Genomic DNA, 17,269 nt, shown 5'->3' with positions numbered 1-17,269 from the left:
GTGAGTAGGCAAACGATAGAGACAAAAAAGCGGCCAGATGAGCCGCTTTTTTATTGGGATTCGTTTTACATCATTACTGATAAAGGTATTTGGTAAACAGTAAGTCAGCAATCAGGGTTTTACCTGTCTCTGGAAGCAAAATCTTGTTGAGGTGCTCAACTAGGGATTTTCTTAAGTCTTCACGGCCGGATAGAGACTTAATGGTTTCTTCGTTTTGTTTGCCAAGCAATTCAATCACCGCATCGCGAATCAGTGGTTGGTGATGCTCAATAGCGGCCAAGTCGTTACTATTTGCCACCATGATGTCGAGGCGAACCTGAATGTAGCCCAGTTTTTTACCTTTAGTGTAAAAATTGGTGGTCAGGTCTGGCTCTAGTGTGAAGTAGGCGAGTTTAGCTGCCGACTCCTCTTCAGCGAAACTTGATGCTGAAAAGAGTAGTGTAATCGCAAGAAATATTTGGGCTACATAACGTTTGTGCATATTTGTGACTTTTCTTTAGTTTATTCGCGATATTCGAAACGCATTAGTCTTGTTACAATAAGCAGTCTAAATCTAAATACGTTTACAATTCGAAGAACGCTTTAATTTTGTTCGAAAGTTGAAGCTTTATTGTACGTGTAAAGTCACCTATTGAATACTAGTATGAATCAGCCAATATCGCTGTATCTTAATTCGTTAATGAATGTAGATTGGCAAAGTACAGAAACATTTGATTTTCCTAATAAAACCACCAAAGAGTGGCTGATGGAGCAAGGTTCTCTTTCCCGCAAGTTGGGTAAGTGCTGTCAGTACCTGTCTGTTGAGTTGCTTCATAATCAAGTTGTAGAACGCTCAATGCTACAACAGGACGAGGAACATCTTTTATCATCGTTTGATTGCTTACTGCGTAAAGTGATTTTAAAGGGTGATGACGAACCGTGGGTGTTAGGTCGAACCTTGATCCCCCGAGTCACATTAGAAGACCATCAACACTCTGACCTTTCTCAACAAGGTAATGTCCCGCTTGGATTGACCGTTTTCAGTGCTGAGAACGTGGAGCGAGATGCGCTGCAAGTCGGTTGGGTTATCGCAGGCGATGAGCGATTACTCGCGCGTCGTTCTCGATTATGGATGAACCATAAACCGATGCTTGTGGCAGAACTGTTTTTACCAACATCACCCATTTACTCTAAGGAGAGTGTGTAAATGCTTGCCACCAAAGCGAAGGCGTATTGGCAATTAACGCGAATGAATCGCCCGATTGGTACCCTGTTACTCCTTTGGCCGACCTTGTGGTCACTGATTATCGCCGCACAAGGTATGCCTGATTTTGATGTCTTGGTTGTTTTCGTACTCGGCGTGGTGTTGATGCGTTCAGCTGGCTGTGTGATCAATGACTTTGCTGACCGTAAAGTAGATGGTCATGTTAAACGTACCAAGCAGCGTCCATTACCTTCAGGTTTGGTTTCCAGTAAGGAAGCGATTCTGCTCTTTTTAGTGCTAGCCGTAGTTTCATTTTTGTTGGTACTCACCATGAATCCACTGACCATAAAGCTCTCTTTTATCGGTGTTGGTTTAGCTTTTATTTATCCTTTTATGAAGCGGTTTACACACCTTCCTCAGATATTTCTGGGGTTGGCGTTCAGCTGGGCAATACCAATGGCTTGGGCTGCGCAAACCAATGAGCTACCAAGCGTTGTCTGGTTCATCTTCGTGATTAATGCATTGTGGACTATTGCCTACGACACGCAATATGCGATGGTTGACCGAGATGACGATCTGAAGATTGGCATTAAATCGACGGCTATTTTATTTGGTCGCTTCGATAAACTGATTATTGGTTCTTTGCAACTCGTCACCCTAGCGATGCTGATTGCGTTAGGCATGTATTACCAATTAGGTGACACCTTCTATTGGGCACTGTTGGTAGCTGGGAGCTTATTTGTGTATCAACAACATCTGATGCGCCACCGAGACCGCGACCTATGCTTTCAAGCTTTTCTCAACAACAACTATGTTGGAATGGCAGTGACCGTGGGTTTGTTCATTACCTTCTGGTAAGCATCAGCTTTTCGAGTTAACGAATGCTAAAGAAAAAGGCACCCATTGGGTGCCTTTTTTGATCGTGTTCCGTTTTGTTATTAAAGCGACACCAAACGGGTTGTTACTCTGCTTGGTGGATACTCTCTTGAATCGTCAAACGTACTTCTGGGTAAAGCATTGAGTAGAGAAGCTTAGCGAATTGCTGAGTCTTTTCTAGATCACAGTTACCATCGTTATCCAGATATTGCTGCTGTTTCAGAGTTGCGAACATTGAAGCGAACACACCTTTATCGAAAAACTCTGGTGCATTGATGCCTTGCAGGCGGCCAAGTCGCTGTGCAATGTCTTGGCTCTTCTGCTCAAGGTCTGATTTATCCAAATCAGGATTCTCAGCCAATAGGTTCAGAGCAATTGAATAACGTTGTAGTGTCTCTGAAATCGTACGACCTAGTAGCATCAGTGCTTGGCTGTTTGACTGGTTGATGGTGACTTCGTTATCAGAAACTACAAGCATGCCTTGGCCGACTAGTTCTTCAATGATCTTTGAAACCACATCTTCAAGCTGATCTTCGTCGTAGCTTAGGAACAACTCTTTCTTCAAGAAAGGGTAAATTGCTGCAACATTCTTTTGAATCGCATCAATCGTTAAGCCGTGCTGACGAATAGTCATCTGAGCAATTAATGATGGCAGAGCAAACAAGTGAATGATGTTATTACGGTAGTAGGTCATCAGAATTGACTGGTGACGGTCTAGTGAAATAATGTCGCCCATTGAGTCTGATTCAATCAAGAACTTGTTCAGTGACTCAGCATGTTTTACCAAATCTTCAGCGCTGTCTTTTGGCACAGTGAACGTTGCAGAATATGGAACGTTCTTAAGCAGAGACAGGTAGCAATTGATCTGAGAAACTAAAGAATCACGAGACAATGCGCGCTGTCTTGAAGCCAATAGTGCCGTTGCACAAAGGGTCAGGGCATTGGTCGCTGCCGCATCGTTAATGTGCGTCATCATTTTGGTCGCCAAGTCATTAACCACCGGGTTCATCCATTGTGGTTTGCTGGTTCCCATAGGATCGATGTCTTTCGTCCACTCTGGTGAATGCTCATTCAGGTATTGGTTCAGCTGAATCGGCTCACCGAAGTTGACGTAGCCTTTACCAAAGTTACGCAGCTTACGAATGGTACGAATCACTAGGCTCGCGTTTTCTTTTTCTTTACGCTTGCCACGAAGTTCTTTCGCATAAGTCGCCACTTCCATCACGTGCTCGTAGCCGATGTACACAGGAACCAAAGTCACTGGACGGTTCATGCCGCGCAGCATTGCTTGAATTGTCATCGCTAGCATGCCCGTTTTCGCTTGCAGTAAACGACCTGTACGAGAACGACCACCTTCACTGAAGTACTCTACTGAGTAACCTTTAGCGAACAATTCCGCTAGGTATTCACGGAAAATGGTCGAGTAAAGCTTATTGCCTTTGAAGCTACGGCGAATAAAGAACGCACCACCATGACGGAAAATCGGACCGGCAGGGAAGAAGTTCAGGTTGATACCCGCAGCGATATGCGGAGGCACCATGCCTTCGTGGTAAAGGACATAAGAAAGCAACAAGTAATCCATGTGGCTACGGTGACAAGGTACATAAACGATCTCGTGGCCATCTTGAGCCAGTTTACGAACCGTTGAAGCGTTGCTGATATGCAGGCCTTGGTATAGCTTATTCCACAGCCAGCCAAGAATCTTCTCACCACGCTTGATCAGCGAGTAAGAGAAGTTCGCCGCAATCTCGTCCATGATATCTTGAGCTTCTTTGCTCGCTTTCTCGATCGAGATGTTCTTTGCTTGCGCTTCGTCTTCAATCGCTTTCTTGATCGCTTCTGATTTTAGTAGGCGATCGAACAGAGCTTGGCGGCTTGGCAGGTTAGGGCCTGAGGCAGCAAGTTTCTGGCGAGAAAAGTGAATTCGTGCCACGCGCGCCAGTTTGTGAGCGATGGTGCTGTCGGTGCCGTGTGAATTGGCCATATAGCGTAGAGAAACCACTGGGCTAAAACGAACCAGACAGTCGCGGCCTGCTAGCAATACTGCTTTTGATTTCTCTAAGCCGTTCATTGCCTGTAGGTAAGGCTTCTGATTATTCTCTTTACCAGGTTTGCGTCCCCACAGCACAGTGGCAGGGATGACTTGAACATCGAGTTCAGAGTCGTCAGCGTGTAGTGAAAGCAATTCAGAGAAAACTTCAATTGAAGAGCTTGGTACATAATCATCGTCTTGCAGTAGAGTTTTGCGAGAAGAGATAAAAACGTAGCGTTGCAGTGATTTGCCGTTGATTTCAAGCATGCTCAACGGATCAGGTAGGCCTAATTCAAGTGCATGTTTTTGCAATGTAAGAATGTCTACACTTGAGCGAAACGGTAAGGCGTATACAATCGGTTTGCTCAAATCAATGTTCAAATCCTCGACAGGGTTTGAAGGAATTGATGTGCCCTTTACCAATACGGATAAAGGTAGCTTCATTAATGAACGTGAAAAAGATTGTCCAGAAGACATATAGGTTCACTGCCTCAATAGTTATTTCAATGTGCTGAAGCGTATCTCTATTTCTATGCTAAAAAGGATAAATCCTATGAGTGAAATAGGGATAAGCCTAGGCGTAAATTTAATCGATGCAAGAATACCAGAAACTGGTCTAACCTTTTAATGGAAATAGTCATATTGCCGTTAAGTTTGTGGAAAATCATTCATCGACTGATTGAGTATAGGGTTAAAAATGACCAAAAAATCAAACACCGGATTCAAACGCATCATCAAAGCAGCAGGCTTTTCATGGCAAGGCATTACCAGTTCGTTTAAAAACGAGGCTGCATTTCGACAAGAAGTGTTCATGGCAGCCGTGCTTATTCCGTTGGCATTTTACTTAGATGTAAGCCAAGTAGAGCGAATCCTGATGATCTCAGTAGTCGTGTTGGTGATGGTTGTCGAGCTAATCAATACCGCGATTGAGGCGGTTGTCGACCGAATCGGCAGTGAACACCATGAGCTTTCCGGGATGGCGAAAGATGTCGGTTCGGCTGCGGTTTTCATCTGTTTGGCACTAGCCGGTTATGTATGGCTAGATATCTTGTTTTTGTAATTTGCTAAAAATGAACTAAAAACAACCAATTGCTTTGCTTTTGTTCAGTTACTGGATATACTCACAGTCAACTGTATAAAAAGACAGGTGAATCATGAAGCCGTTAACGCCCCGCCAGCAACAAGTCTTTGACCTTATCAAAGGTAAGATCGAAGATTCCGGTATGCCACCGACACGTGCAGAAATCGCACGTGAACTAGGCTTCCGTTCTGCTAATGCTGCAGAAGAACATTTGAAAGCTCTTGCTCGTAAAGAAGCGATTGAGATTATCCCGGGTGCGTCTCGCGGTATTCGTATTTTGCTCGAAGATGCTGCAAACGAAGAGCAAGGTTTACCATTAATCGGTCAGGTTGCCGCTGGTGAGCCTATCTTGGCTCAAGAGCATGTAGAGATGCATTACCAAGTTGACCCTGGCATGTTTAAGCCACAAGCTGACTTCTTACTTCGTGTAAATGGCGAAAGTATGAAAGACATCGGTATTATGGATGGTGATCTACTGGCTGTTCATAAAACACAAGATGTACGCGATGGTCAGGTTGTCGTGGCTCGTGTCGATGATGATGTAACGGTAAAACGCCTAGAACGTAAAGGTTCAACGGTTCTGTTACACGCTGAAAATGAAGAGTTTTCTCCAATCCATGTCGATCTAGAATCTCAACACTTGTCTATTGAAGGACTTGCGGTTGGTATTATTCGTAACACCGACTGGATGTAATAAGTACAAACAGTTTATTGATATTTATTCTCAATAACTTGTTATTGTAATTGATATTCATTATCATCTTCTTTGTCGAGATACAAGGAAGATGATGATGCCAAACCCAACCAAACCTCAAATGAAGCCGCTTACTCGTAAGCCGCGCTCCTCTGTGCAAAAGGCTTCTTCTGTTCAAGGGGCTGCACATCAAGAATTCCAAGTTCCAACCAACCTCGTTCAACACCTTTGGTTTCGTAGTCGTGAAAGCCTAGCTGATGATGGTCTCGTTTATGACCCTATCGCAGCACAAGCCTGCAAGCGTTGCCAACTCGCACCTGAATGTCTTACTGGCGAGCTCGATCAGCAACAACTTCTCTACGCAACACTGACTCAACTTTGTGACTCTCAAGTTCAACAATTTCTGTCTCACAACCCAGATGCCTGGATCATCAATGTTGGGGCAGGGCTCGACACTCGTTTCTACCGTTTGGATAATGGACGCTGCCATTGGGTTGAGCTGGATGTGACGGAAAACCTAGTGTGGCGCCAACGCCTGTTCCACAAGAATGAACGCTACCGTTTGGAGTGTGGTTCGGTTGACGATCTGACTTGGTTGGATGAGCTCAACATCCCAGAACAAGCCTCAGTGATGGTGGTGTGCGAACATGCTTTGCTTGATTGCAATGAACAACAAACCGCATATTTTATTCAGTCATTGAGTCGTTACTTTACTCATGCACACGCGTGTTTAGTGTTAGCTGGAGACAAAAGCTCTAGTGCTCTTGGGCAAAAGCTTGGTTCAGGAAAATATGCACATGGCTTATCTTCTCCAGTAGACAGTGTTCTTAATTGGCTGCCATGGGCGCAATGGGTAAAAGCGTTTTCTCCACTTGATCAACAATGCAATCGTTGGAAGTTGTGGCAGCGACTTCTTTGTAAAATCTCTCAGGTCAAAAAGCGCTTAACGCCGCAGTTAGTACTCGTTAAGTGGTAATCTTAGCGATTCTGCATTTCGAGTAACTGAGTACACAATCGGTATAAGTAAAATTCCACAACATAGTGAAAGCTCACCCACTAGGTTAAACTATCGCCTCTAAACTAAGAGGTGATCGTGAAGCTATTTAACCCCCAAATTATTTTTCAAACGCTATCCAATCAGGCGATGCACAAAAAAGTGCTGTTGCTCGCGATCCCGATGGTTCTCTCTAATATTACTGTTCCACTGCTGGGCTTAGTCGATGCGGCGGTTATCGGCCACTTAGAGCATTCTTGGTATTTAGGTGGTGTGGCGCTGGGCGGCACAATGATCAGCGTGACCTTTTGGTTGCTTGGTTTTCTGCGTATGTCGACAACAGGGCTAGCCGCACAATCTTATGGTGCGAATGATGGTAAGCAACTTGGCCTAGTTTTTGTGCAAGGCGTGACCATGGCTTTAGGGTTTGCAGGTGCCTTTTTGCTTTTACACAGTCTAGTCGCCGATTTAGTTTTCTCATTGAGCAGCGCCAGTGATCAAGTTAAGCACTATGGTCAGCAATACTTCTCAATCCGAGCTTGGAGTGCGCCTGCTGCGCTGACTAATTTTGTGATTCTAGGTTGGCTGCTCGGGACTCAAAATGCCAAAGCGCCAATGTGGATGGTGATAATCACCAATGTCACTAATATCGTTTTGGATATCGTTTTTGTTATCGGTTTAGGGTGGCAAGTGGAAGGTGCAGCATTGGCATCTGTAATGGCTGATTATGCTGGTCTAACATTTGGCCTGATTTGTGTTTACCGAATCTGGGCGAAGAAACAGTTGCCATCGCCATGGGATCTGCTTAAGAAAACCAGCCAAGGTTTGAGTCGTTTCGTGAAACTGAATCGCGATATCTTTCTTCGTTCATTGTGCCTACAAGCGACTTTCACTTTCATGACCTTCCAAGGTGCAAGCTTTGGCGATGATGTTGTTGCGGCCAATGCAGTGTTGATGAGTTTTTTGATGATCATCTCTTATGGGATGGATGGTTTTGCCTATGCAATGGAAGCCATGGTCGGTAAGGCGATAGGTGCGAAAGACCAAGATGAACTGAACCAGTCATTGATTGGTACTTTCTTCTGGAGCTTCAATATTTGTTTGGTACTGACCATAGTATTCGCAATTGCTGGCTCGAGCTTAATTAATATGATCACTACAATCCCAGACGTGAAGAGCCAAGCCGAGGTGTATTTACCGTGGTTAATCGCAATGCCATTGGTGTCTATGTGGTGCTTCTTGTTGGATGGTATTTTTGTTGGGGCCACTAAAGGCAAGGATATGCGCAATAGTATGTTTGTTGCGACCTGCAGTTTCTTCGCGATTTTCTACTTAGCATCAGGTTTAGAGAACCATGCACTGTGGCTAGCGATGCTGAGCTTTATGGCAATGCGCGGGGTTGGCTTGGGTGTGTTGTTTGTTTCTCAGTGGAAGAAGGGGGAGTTTCTCGCTTAGCTCTTGGGACTCTGTTTATGGAAGGGTAAATGAGGTTGTACAGGTAAAGAGGTATTTAGAATATCATGATCTAATTGCTACTAATGCCCTATTATTCAATGCCTTAAATAAAAACAGCAAGCGCGCGGCTTGCTGTTTATGTATTTGGCCTATGGGTGGTCAAATACTCCTATCGGTTCTTTATCTAGAACAAACGGTTAAGACCGTTGAGTGCTGCAACACGATAAGCTTCTGCCATGGTTGGGTAGTTAAAGGTCGTATTCACAAAGTACTCGATGGTATTTGCTTCACCTTTTTGTTCCATAATCGCTTGTCCGATATGAATGATTTCAGCTGCACGCTCACCAAACACGTGGATACCTAAAATCTCTTTGGTTTCGCGATGGAACAGAATCTTCAAGCTACCAATATCTTTCCCCGCAATTTGAGCGCGAGCTAGGTGCTTGAATGAAGAACGTCCTACTTCATACGGTACTTTTGCAGCGGTAAGTTCTTGTTCTGTTTTACCTACAGAGCTGATCTCAGGGATGGTGTAGATACCTGTTGGAATGTCTTCAATTAGGTGACCTTCTGCTTCGCCTTTGACAATTGCTTGGGCAACAAATCGACCTTGGTCATAAGCCGCGCTTGCTAGGCTAGGGTAGCCTATGACATCACCTACCGCGTAAACGTGATCAACGCTAGTTTGGTAGTTGGTATTCACTGATACCTGACCTCGAGAGTCCGCTTCTAAGCCAACAGCACTAAGGTTAAGTTTGTCGGTATTACCCGTTCGGCCATTGGCATAGAGAAGGCAGTCAGCACGCATCTTTTTACCTGACTCTAGGTGGATGATCACGCCATCATCAGTCCCTTCAATTTTCTCAAAGGTTTCATCGTTGCGAATCACGACACCGCTGTTCCAGAAGTGATAAGAAAGTGCATCTGAGGTTTCATTGTCTAGGAATGACAACAAGCGGTCACGAGTATTGATAAGATCGGTTTTTACACCCAAACCGCGGAAAATCGACGCATATTCACAACCAATAACGCCAGCACCATAGATGATGATGTGTTGCGGGTCGTGTTTAAGAGAAAGAATCGAGTCGCTGTCGTAGATACGTTCATGCAGGAAGTCGACGTTATCTGGTTGGTAAGGGCGAGAGCCTGTCGCGATAACAAATTTGTCTGCACTGTAATGTTCTTCAGTGCCATCGCTTTGCATTACCGAGACAGTGTTGGTGTCGATAAAACGTGCAGTACCAAATACCAGCGTGCACTGGTTGCGGTCGTAGAAGCCTTGGCGTAATCGAGTCTGTTTATCGATAACTGATTTAGCATGACCCAAAATGTTGGAAAACGTAGAGTGAATGCTTTTGTTGTTCTGACAAAACAGCGGATTACTGTTGAATTCGATAATACGACTTACGGCATGGCGCAGTGCTTTTGAAGGTATTGTTCCCCAGTGAGTACAACCACCACCAACGCTGCTCTCTTTCTCAATGATTGCAACGTTCAACCCGGCTTTGGTTAATCCCATCGCTGCCCCTTCTCCTCCGGGGCCACTACCAATTACGATTACATCAAAGTGGTTGGAGTGCGGCATAGATATCTTCCTTGTTATATTTGATTAACATTGCTTTAGCGAGATTTTAACTGATTCTGTTCTTGGGTACATGAAAAGGGCATCAGAGAGTCGGTGGGATCACGCAGTGTTATCGAAAAAATAATATTTGGTCTGTCGTATGTCTCCAAATGACAGTGTGGATATTGAAATTTTTTCTGCGAACGTATTTACTTCGGTACGTGAACAAAGAGGTATGTTTAGTGTCTTATATAACCAGAGTGCCTTATATAAATAAGTGATTCGCGTTATATTAAACAGAGTATTAGACACGCCTGTTTAGGCTGTAAAAGAAGAAATTGATAAAGTATGAAACCAATGGGCATTCGCGCACAGCAAAAAGAAAAAACTCGTCGCAGCTTAATCGATGCAGCATTTAGCCAGCTCAGTGCCGATCGTAGTTTTTCCAATCTAAGCTTGAGAGAAGTCGCTCGTGAGGCTGGAATAGCACCGACTTCTTTTTATCGTCACTTCAAAGACATGGATGAGCTTGGCTTAACCATGGTTGATGAAGGTGGCTTACTGTTGCGCCAGTTAATGCGTCAAGCTAGGCAACGCATAGTAAAAGAAGGCAGTGTGATTCGCACATCGGTTGAAACCTTTATGGAATTCATTGAAAGCAGCCCTAACGTATTCAGACTGTTATTGCGAGAGCGCTCAGGAACTTCATTTGAGTTTCGTGCAGCGGTAGCTCGTGAGATACAGCACTTCTCTGCTGAGTTAACCGAATATTTGATAACGACTGGCATGACAAGGGACGAAGCTTTCACTCAAGCTGAAGCCTCGGTCATCTTAGTCTTCAACTCAGGGGCAGAAGCATTAGATTTAGATCGACGTCAGCGAGATGAATTGGCTGAACGCTTGATCATGCAATTGCGAATGATGGCCAAAGGAGCTTTTTGGTATCGTAAAGAACGTGAACGTAACCGATTAAAAGGCGGGATTGAATAATGTCGAATGAAAATAATACTGTAAACCGTGGTTCTGAAAGAAAGACACTCGTACTTGCTGTTGTAGCCGGTGTGTGTGGTGATGCATTGTTATCTTGGGTAACAATGAGCGAAGTGGGCTTCTCTATTTTCCCGCTTATCGCTTTAGTTTTGGCAGTACAAGCGCTTTACCAAGAATACCTAACTAATCCAGTATCTGAAGATATCCCACTAGTAGGTCTAGCTTGTTTCTTCGTGGGTGCATTTGGCCATTCGGCTTTTGTGAAAGCACAACACCCTGATGCAGGTTCAAACTTCTTCGCGATTATTGTCGCGATGCTGCTTTTAGCCTGGGTAGGTAAGAAGCTAGGCTTTATCGGTAAAACCGCTTAAACCAATCTATAAATAAAAAAACGAGCCAATTGGCTCGTTTTTTTGTATTTGCTGTTTGTCTTAGGCCGAGAAAGCGAGACTTATGCTTTGCGCTCTAAGAATACACCCGCTTCCATGTGGTGGGTGTAAGGGAACTGGTCAAACAGAGCAAAACGAGTGATATTGTGTGTTTCGCTTAGGAGCTCTAGGTTCTCTTTCAACGTTTCAGGGTTACAAGAGATGTACATGATACGCTCGTAGCCTTGAACCATCTTACAAGTATCTACATCCATACCTGAACGCGGTGGATCAACAAAGATAGTGTTGCAGTTGTAGCTTTTAAGATCGATGTTCGCTTGCTGTAGACGACGGAATTCACGCTTGCCTTCCATTGCTACGGTAAAATCTTCTGCAGACATACGGATGATCTGAACATTTTCAATGTTGTTCGCCGCGATGTTGTATTGCGCAGATTCCACTGACGGCTTCGCCAGTTCTGTTGCCAGTACACGCTCGAAGTTTTGTGCCAGCGCTAATGAGAAGTTACCGTTACCACAGTAAAGCTCAAGCAAGTCGCCTTTGCTGTCTTGAGTACAGTCGACAGCCCATTCCAACATTTTCTCTGCTACTTTTCCGTTTGGTTGAGTAAAGCTGTTCTCTACTTGTTGGTAGATGTAGCTATCACCATTCACGTCTAGCTTTTCAATAACGTAGTCACGGTCCAGTACGATTTTCATCTTACGCGCACGACCAATCAGGTTTAGGTTAAAACCTTCATCGTTTAATTGCTGCTTAAGTACTTTAGCATCTTGAATCCACTGTTCACCTAATTGACGGTGGTAAAGTAGTGACACCAAAATCTCGCCGCTTAATGTAGAAAGGAAATCTACTTGGAATAGTTTGTGGCGTAGAGAGTGGTTGTCCTTCATTGCATCCGTTAATAGAGGCATCAAGTCATTGATTAGACGGCTAGCAGCAGGGAACTGGTCTACGCGATATTTTTCTTTAGTCTCTTGGTTGAACATGACGTAATACATATCGTCACCTTCATGCCACACGCGGAACTCAGCACGCATGCGGTAGTGTTGTTCTGGAGATTCATACACTTCCAGCTCAGGCACATTATATTCTGAGAACATTTCAGTAAGACGCTCTGTCTTTTCTGCCAGTTGTTCTTGGTAGCGTTGCGGGTTTACATCTAAATTCGCCATTGTTATGCCTTTTGCTGTCGTGCTTTTAAATCAAGAGCGCAGATTTTATTCAATCACAGGCGCTTGTCCAGTGTTGAGAGTCATTCAGTGTAAATAGGCCATGAAAACTATAGCTTATAACTATCTTAGACTAGACAAATGATTCAGAGGTCAATACTATCTTCGGCAAGCTGGTGTCATTTAGATGTATAGATGGCTGAAGAGGGAATCTGGTGTAAATCCAGAACTGACGCGCAGCGGTAAAAGAGAACGAGTATTCATAAGACACTGCAAATAGCTTTTTGTGGGAAGTCGAGTATTAGGTAACCATAAAGGTTGTGCTCTTGAGTCCGAATACCTGCCAGCGGCCAAACCATAAGATGTGGTTTGGTAGGACTTTACGCGATTTAGGATCACAACATGAACAAATCCCTTTTAGCGGTTGCTGTAGCATCGCTGCTTTCACCTATCTCCAATTTACACGCCCAACAAGCATCTACCGACGAAACCATGGTGGTTACGGCTAACCGTTTTGAGCAGCAAGTCAGCGACACAATTGCTCCAGTTGAAATTATAACCAAGCAAGAAATAGACGCTATTCAAGCGACTTCGTTGTCTGACGTATTACGTCGATTACCCGGTGTTCAAGTTACTAACCAAGGTGGTCTTGCTCAGGGGCAGGAGTTATATATACGTGGGCGTTCTACCAAAAATACTCTTGTCTTAGTTAATGGTATCCGAATTGGTAGTGCAACTTTGGGGTACGCCAACTTAGCTGCAGTTCCATTGAATGGTGTGGAACGAATTGAAGTGTTGAGAGGTGCTCGTGCGGCAGTGTATGGGTCAGATGCTGTTAGCGGTGTGGTAAACATTATAACTACACGTAGTGCTGATAATACAGGCTCAGTTAAAGCGGGTGTGGGTAGCTTTGGTTTATATGATATCAATGCAGTAGGGTCAGTTGCTAATGATAATGGTTGGGTGAACATTGCCGCCACTCATCAGCAGAGTGAAGGTTATAATATTCAACCGACAAGTACTAACCCTATTGATACTGATAAAGATGGTCATAGCACTCAATACTTAACTATCGATGGCGGTATTTTTGTTTCGCCAAACTTGACCTTGAAAGCGAATGGCTATTATCAAAAACACGATGTTGAATTTGATAACCCTTGGGGAGGGGTAGACGAAACAGACAGTGAGTTATACGCATTGGGTCTAGTAGGAGATTACAAGCGCGATTCCCTAAATAGTGTAATAACACTTGGAAGTAACCAAGATGAAGCGGAATCTTCAGGACAAGGAACAACACCAAGCGCAATTACAACAAATCGCAACTCTGTTTCTTGGAATAACCAGTACAAGCTAAGTGATAGTTCAGCGGTTATTGGTGGTGTTGATTGGTATCGAGATAAGGTCAAAAACGACTCTACATCAATGACTAAAGATAGTCGTGATAATACCGCGTTCTATGCTGGTGGTGATATATCTGTAGGCAAGTTGTCTGCGGAAGCGAACCTGCGCTGGGATGATAACAGTTCATTTGGCAACTTTACGACCTACCAACTAGGTGCTGGATATAACGTTACTGAGTTTGTTCGTCTAGTGGGTATGTATGGTACTGCATTTAAAGCTCCAACATTTAATGAGCTATATTGGCCTTTAGAGTGTAGTTCATGGGGATGTTACTCAGGCAATCCAAATCTACAGCCAGAAGAATCAAAAACGGCAGAAATAGCACTAGAAGCTAGCTTTGAAGTTCTTGAATTGCGAATAGCTGCTCATAAGAGTGATGTAGAGAAGATGATCACAAGCAATGGTCTTACTCAAGTAAACATCGGAGAAGCAGAAATTAAAGGGTACGAAGTGGTCGGCTCTTTTTATACTGGACCATTATATCACTCAGCATCTTACGATTATCTTGATACCGAAGACAAATCTACAGGTAACGAACTTGCTCGCAGAGCTAAACATAGTGGTAAATGGAACACTACTTATGAATGGAATAACTGGCGATTCGACTTGAGTTACCTATATCAAGGTAAGCGTTATGATGATCTAGCGAATACGACAGAGCTTGATGCGTACTCGCTATTTGACTTTGCAACGTCTTACCACTTTGACAATGATGTAACCGTTGCTGGTAAAGTTGCTAACTTATTTGATGAAGAGTACGAAACTGCTAAAGGTTATAAAACACCAGAGCGTAATTATTACGTGAGCGTTGCCTACCAGTTTTAACACCTAAACCGCCCTCGGGCGGTTTTTTCTTATTGGGTATATCAATGAAAAAGAAAGTCGTCATAAGCTGGTCATCAGGCAAAGACTCTACCTTAACCCTAGAGCGTTTACTTGAGAGTGCCGAGTATGAAGTTGTTGCTCTCTATACTACCTATGTTGGAGATGAAGTCCCTTTCCAGGTAACACCTATTGATGTGGTTACCATGCAGGCGCAATTAATCGGTTTGCCACTCATCACCATAGAGCTTCCTGAAGTCTTCCCTAGCAATGAGATTTACCAAAGTACGATTGTCTCAGCATTGGAAGGGTCTGGCTTATCAATTGATGCCGTGGCATTCGGCGATATGTTTTGCAATGGTATTGCTGACTACCGAAGAAGTTATATAGAACCTGCGGGTTGGGAGTGTGTATTTCCTCTACAGGGACAGAGTAGCCAAGCGCTGGCTCAAGAAATAATAGATAGAGGAATCGAAACCTTTCTCGTCACAGTTGATAGCGATGCATTAGATATGAGCTATTGCGGGAAAGAATACACTCCTGAACTAATAGACAGTCTGCCAAGTCACGTCGACCCATGTGGTGAAGATGGTGAGTTCCATACCTTAGTCACGTCAGCGCCATGCTTTAAAGGAAAGCTTAAGGTAGAACTAGAAAATGTAGAGCAGGGTGAGCGCTTTGTGCATCAACGCTACCGAGCTTGCATTATGTAGAGTGATGATTGGCGAAAACTAAGTGAAGGGGTATCATTGCTGTGGAACTTATTACAGGTAATGGTTGTGTCGGAAAGCATACAAAAAAACATATTGGTCTTTGATTCTGGAGTTGGTGGTCTGTCTGTATATAAAGAGATAAGCCAGTTACTACCCAATCACAACTATATCTATGTATTCGATAACGAAGCTTACCCATATGGTGAGCTCGATCAGCAAGTTCTCATTCAGCGAGTCCAAAGTATCGTGGCCAGTTTTGTGGTGAGTCACGCTATTGATATTGTAGTGATAGCTTGTAATACGGCCAGTACGATAGTCTTGCCTACACTTCGCGCTAATAATCTTATCCCTATTGTCGGTGTTGTCCCGGCAATCAAACCAGCTTCATTATTGGCTAATAAAGCCGTTGGCCTTATTGCAACTCCAGCGACGATTACTCGTGAATACACACACGATCTAATCAAAAATTTTTCGAGTAATAAAAGAGTGGAGCTATTAGGTTCCACTCGGCTGGTGGATATGGCCGAAGATAAACTTAGAGGCGAGGAGATTAGCCTTGAAGAGTTGCAGCAAATTCTTCAACCGATGATCAACATGATTGATGTGGCAGTTTTAGGATGTACCCACTTCCCACTGATCAAATCAGAGATTCAACAAGTATTAGGTGAAAGCGTAGTGCTGATAGATTCTGGTAAAGCGATAGCTAAGCGGGTTCAAGATTTGTTGAGCTTGGAAAGCATTAATAAAGAAGGTGGAGTGCGTGAGGTTTTTTGTAGTGCACTCCCTAAAAAAGAAAGTGCACTAAATAGTATGTTAAAGCAGTTAGGGTTTAGCTCAGTTCAGATTCGTCCGCTTCAGGATGTTTAGGATCATTTGCAACACGTACTTTTAAAGTTCGTTGCATGTAATCTTTATCGTTAAGTGCAGATATTGCATGATTCACATCATTACTTGCCATAACAACAAATCCAAAGCCTCTTCTTTTACCAGTACGTTTGTCTTTCATTAAACGTACTGCAAATACTTCACCATGCTCTGAGAATAATTCACGTACATGTGATTCGTTCGCTTTGTATGGAAGGTTACCCACATAAAGTGTTTTTGTTGAAGCCTTAGGTTCTGAATCTGATTTTGAGTCGGTGCTTGAAAAGTTAACAACAAAAGCGGAAGCCAAGACACCAAGGATAAAGGTAATTGCAGGCGATATATCTACCTGAGAGAAAACAATGCCGCCTAATACAGCCAGTGCGACAATTAACAACATCGATTTTTTTGAGTTCATATCGGAATACTACATATTAATAAACGAAATAGACGCATCTACCATTAACAAAATAGACACATGAATCTTACGTTCATGGCTTCCATTTTTCCAATGTATTGCTGTGATACGTCTCAAATGTTTAGTTTTTATTCGAAAAATGCGGATCTGGTGGCTTTTTAGGCGAACAAAACTTTTATTTCAAAAAGCCCTTGTGCTCCCCTTCAATCTCTCTATAATGCCGCCTCACCGACACGGAGTGAGACGAAAGTCACACAGCGAAATCGGTAGAGAAAAAGAGTTTGAAAATAACCCTTGACTCTCAAAGTGGTGCAGGTATAGTACGCACCCCTAGCGGATGAGATGTGAATCACAAAACGCTAGAGCTCTTTAACAATTTAAACCTATCAATCTGTGTGGGCACTCGTTGATGAATATCAAAACGTTATTGGTTCTTTTTCGAAAGAGCGTAATAACAGTTACTTCGGTAACAAGCTTGATTTCAATGAACTGAGTGACCAATACGTTTAACTACTTGTAGTTAATCGGCACAGTCAATTCATTACCATTCTGTTGGAATGGTAATAGCTTTAGAATTACATGTTCATGTTTACATGAATATTAGTTTTGAAGTCAGTATTCGTT

At 43.5% G+C, this 17,269-nt stretch carries 16 protein-coding genes and 1 riboswitch; of the genes, 11 read left to right on the top strand and 5 right to left on the bottom strand.

The annotated features are described in order from the left end of the window. Positions 1 to 73: 73 nt before the first annotated feature. Positions 74 to 481, bottom strand: a complete 408-nt coding sequence (locus tag QQ041_RS19415; RefSeq protein ID WP_048610748.1) for a flagellar basal body-associated protein FliL — start codon at positions 479 to 481, stop codon at positions 74 to 76. Positions 482 to 643: 162 nt separating this feature from the next. Here QQ041_RS19415 and QQ041_RS19410 point away from each other — a divergent pair, with 162 nt between their 5' ends. Both QQ041_RS19410 and ubiA read left to right on the top strand, forming a co-directional pair. Beyond that, positions 644 to 1,186, top strand: coding sequence for a chorismate lyase (locus QQ041_RS19410; RefSeq protein ID WP_285954862.1), 543 nt, complete (start codon positions 644 to 646; stop codon positions 1,184 to 1,186). Then, the gene (ubiA, locus tag QQ041_RS19405) at positions 1,187 to 2,041 is read left to right on the top strand and encodes a 4-hydroxybenzoate octaprenyltransferase (protein WP_146489778.1); all 855 of its coding nucleotides are present in this window, start codon (positions 1,187 to 1,189) and stop codon (positions 2,039 to 2,041) included. 103 nt (positions 2,042 to 2,144) lie between these two features. Here ubiA and plsB read toward each other — a convergent pair whose 3' ends face one another. Continuing rightward, positions 2,145 to 4,568 carry a glycerol-3-phosphate 1-O-acyltransferase PlsB gene (gene plsB / locus QQ041_RS19400; protein WP_146489777.1) on the bottom strand — a complete coding sequence of 808 codons (2,424 nt, stop codon included), beginning with the start codon at positions 4,566 to 4,568 and terminating at the stop codon, positions 2,145 to 2,147. 220 nt (positions 4,569 to 4,788) lie between these two features. Between plsB and QQ041_RS19395 the strand changes: the two genes are divergently transcribed. The 4 genes from QQ041_RS19395 (at position 4,789) to dinF (ending at position 8,315) form a co-directional block, all read left to right on the top strand. Beyond that, positions 4,789 to 5,151 carry a diacylglycerol kinase gene (locus QQ041_RS19395; RefSeq protein ID WP_029405300.1) on the top strand — a complete coding sequence of 121 codons (363 nt, stop codon included), beginning with the start codon at positions 4,789 to 4,791 and terminating at the stop codon, positions 5,149 to 5,151. A 94-nt stretch (positions 5,152 to 5,245) separates the two neighbouring features. Beyond that, on the top strand, positions 5,246 to 5,866 hold the full coding sequence (gene lexA / locus QQ041_RS19390) for a transcriptional repressor LexA (protein WP_019820514.1): 621 nt from the start codon (positions 5,246 to 5,248) through the stop codon (positions 5,864 to 5,866). Between the two features lie 97 nt (positions 5,867 to 5,963). Continuing rightward, positions 5,964 to 6,842, top strand: a complete 879-nt coding sequence (locus tag QQ041_RS19385) for a class I SAM-dependent methyltransferase (protein ID WP_285954861.1) — start codon at positions 5,964 to 5,966, stop codon at positions 6,840 to 6,842. 117 nt (positions 6,843 to 6,959) lie between these two features. Then, positions 6,960 to 8,315, top strand: a complete 1,356-nt coding sequence (gene dinF / locus QQ041_RS19380) for an MATE family efflux transporter DinF (protein WP_186727998.1) — start codon at positions 6,960 to 6,962, stop codon at positions 8,313 to 8,315. 184 nt (positions 8,316 to 8,499) lie between these two features. On the opposite strand, the gene sthA is transcribed toward dinF, so the two are convergent. Next, positions 8,500 to 9,900: a Si-specific NAD(P)(+) transhydrogenase gene (gene sthA, locus QQ041_RS19375; protein ID WP_019820517.1), complete on the bottom strand. Its 1,401-nt coding sequence runs from the start codon at positions 9,898 to 9,900 to the stop codon at positions 8,500 to 8,502. Between the two features lie 327 nt (positions 9,901 to 10,227). On the opposite strand from sthA, the gene fabR reads away from it, so the two are divergent. Together fabR and QQ041_RS19365 are read left to right on the top strand one after the other, a co-directional pair. After that, positions 10,228 to 10,869, top strand: a complete 642-nt coding sequence (gene fabR, locus QQ041_RS19370) for an HTH-type transcriptional repressor FabR (protein WP_010438693.1) — start codon at positions 10,228 to 10,230, stop codon at positions 10,867 to 10,869. Beyond that, complete coding sequence (locus QQ041_RS19365) at positions 10,869 to 11,240, top strand: YijD family membrane protein (RefSeq protein WP_004736696.1); 372 nt, start codon at positions 10,869 to 10,871, stop codon at positions 11,238 to 11,240. Before fabR ends, QQ041_RS19365 begins: the two co-directional genes overlap by 1 nt. Positions 11,241 to 11,320: 80 nt before the next feature. Here QQ041_RS19365 and trmA read toward each other — a convergent pair whose 3' ends face one another. Further along, positions 11,321 to 12,430, bottom strand: coding sequence for a tRNA (uridine(54)-C5)-methyltransferase TrmA (gene trmA, locus QQ041_RS19360; protein WP_285954860.1), 1,110 nt, complete (start codon positions 12,428 to 12,430; stop codon positions 11,321 to 11,323). Positions 12,431 to 12,584: 154 nt separating this feature from the next. Next, positions 12,585 to 12,790, top strand: a riboswitch (cobalamin riboswitch). 39 nt (positions 12,791 to 12,829) lie between these two features. On the opposite strand from trmA, the gene QQ041_RS19355 reads away from it, so the two are divergent. From QQ041_RS19355 to murI, 3 genes are read left to right on the top strand one after another with little or no spacing between them, the layout of a single operon-like run. Beyond that, the gene (locus tag QQ041_RS19355; protein ID WP_285954859.1) at positions 12,830 to 14,653 is read left to right on the top strand and encodes a TonB-dependent receptor; all 1,824 of its coding nucleotides are present in this window, start codon (positions 12,830 to 12,832) and stop codon (positions 14,651 to 14,653) included. Between the two features lie 44 nt (positions 14,654 to 14,697). Then, positions 14,698 to 15,363, top strand: a complete 666-nt coding sequence (locus tag QQ041_RS19350; RefSeq protein ID WP_285954858.1) for an adenine nucleotide alpha hydrolase — start codon at positions 14,698 to 14,700, stop codon at positions 15,361 to 15,363. A gap of 60 nt (positions 15,364 to 15,423) precedes the next feature. Further along, on the top strand, positions 15,424 to 16,230 hold the full coding sequence (gene murI / locus QQ041_RS19345) for a glutamate racemase (protein WP_285954874.1): 807 nt from the start codon (positions 15,424 to 15,426) through the stop codon (positions 16,228 to 16,230). Here the strand turns inward: murI and QQ041_RS19340 are convergent. Then, positions 16,193 to 16,645 carry an RNA-binding protein gene (locus QQ041_RS19340; protein WP_017061054.1) on the bottom strand — a complete coding sequence of 151 codons (453 nt, stop codon included), beginning with the start codon at positions 16,643 to 16,645 and terminating at the stop codon, positions 16,193 to 16,195. The two genes, murI and QQ041_RS19340, sit on opposite strands and share 38 nt — an antisense overlap. Between the last annotated feature and the right edge of the window lie 624 nt (positions 16,646 to 17,269).

The organism is Vibrio sp. TMPB1044, from assembly GCF_030442075.1.
Lineage (GTDB): Bacteria > Pseudomonadota > Gammaproteobacteria > Enterobacterales > Vibrionaceae > Vibrio > Vibrio satsumensis.
This window is presented reverse-complemented; position numbering and strand designations above follow the sequence as displayed.

What these genes read in the sequence shown, in the direction of transcription:
- QQ041_RS19415 (WP_048610748.1), bottom strand. Translation starts at nt 481, where the DNA reads ATGCACAAACGTTATGTAGCCCAAATATTTCTTGCGATTACACTACTC.
- QQ041_RS19395 (WP_029405300.1), top strand. Translation starts at nt 4,789, where the DNA reads ATGACCAAAAAATCAAACACCGGATTCAAACGCATCATCAAAGCAGCA.
- lexA (WP_019820514.1), top strand. Translation starts at nt 5,246, where the DNA reads ATGAAGCCGTTAACGCCCCGCCAGCAACAAGTCTTTGACCTTATCAAA.
- fabR (WP_010438693.1), top strand. Translation starts at nt 10,228, where the DNA reads ATGAAACCAATGGGCATTCGCGCACAGCAAAAAGAAAAAACTCGTCGC.
- murI (WP_285954874.1), top strand. Translation starts at nt 15,424, where the DNA reads ATGGTTGTGTCGGAAAGCATACAAAAAAACATATTGGTCTTTGATTCT.
- QQ041_RS19340 (WP_017061054.1), bottom strand. Translation starts at nt 16,645, where the DNA reads ATGAACTCAAAAAAATCGATGTTGTTAATTGTCGCACTGGCTGTATTA.
- ubiA (WP_146489778.1), top strand. Translation starts at nt 1,187, where the DNA reads ATGCTTGCCACCAAAGCGAAGGCGTATTGGCAATTAACGCGAATGAAT.
- QQ041_RS19350 (WP_285954858.1), top strand. Translation starts at nt 14,698, where the DNA reads ATGAAAAAGAAAGTCGTCATAAGCTGGTCATCAGGCAAAGACTCTACC.
- plsB (WP_146489777.1), bottom strand. Translation starts at nt 4,568, where the DNA reads ATGTCTTCTGGACAATCTTTTTCACGTTCATTAATGAAGCTACCTTTA.
- QQ041_RS19355 (WP_285954859.1), top strand. Translation starts at nt 12,830, where the DNA reads ATGAACAAATCCCTTTTAGCGGTTGCTGTAGCATCGCTGCTTTCACCT.
- sthA (WP_019820517.1), bottom strand. Translation starts at nt 9,900, where the DNA reads ATGCCGCACTCCAACCACTTTGATGTAATCGTAATTGGTAGTGGCCCC.
- trmA (WP_285954860.1), bottom strand. Translation starts at nt 12,430, where the DNA reads ATGGCGAATTTAGATGTAAACCCGCAACGCTACCAAGAACAACTGGCA.
- QQ041_RS19385 (WP_285954861.1), top strand. Translation starts at nt 5,964, where the DNA reads ATGCCAAACCCAACCAAACCTCAAATGAAGCCGCTTACTCGTAAGCCG.
- QQ041_RS19410 (WP_285954862.1), top strand. Translation starts at nt 644, where the DNA reads ATGAATCAGCCAATATCGCTGTATCTTAATTCGTTAATGAATGTAGAT.
- QQ041_RS19365 (WP_004736696.1), top strand. Translation starts at nt 10,869, where the DNA reads ATGTCGAATGAAAATAATACTGTAAACCGTGGTTCTGAAAGAAAGACA.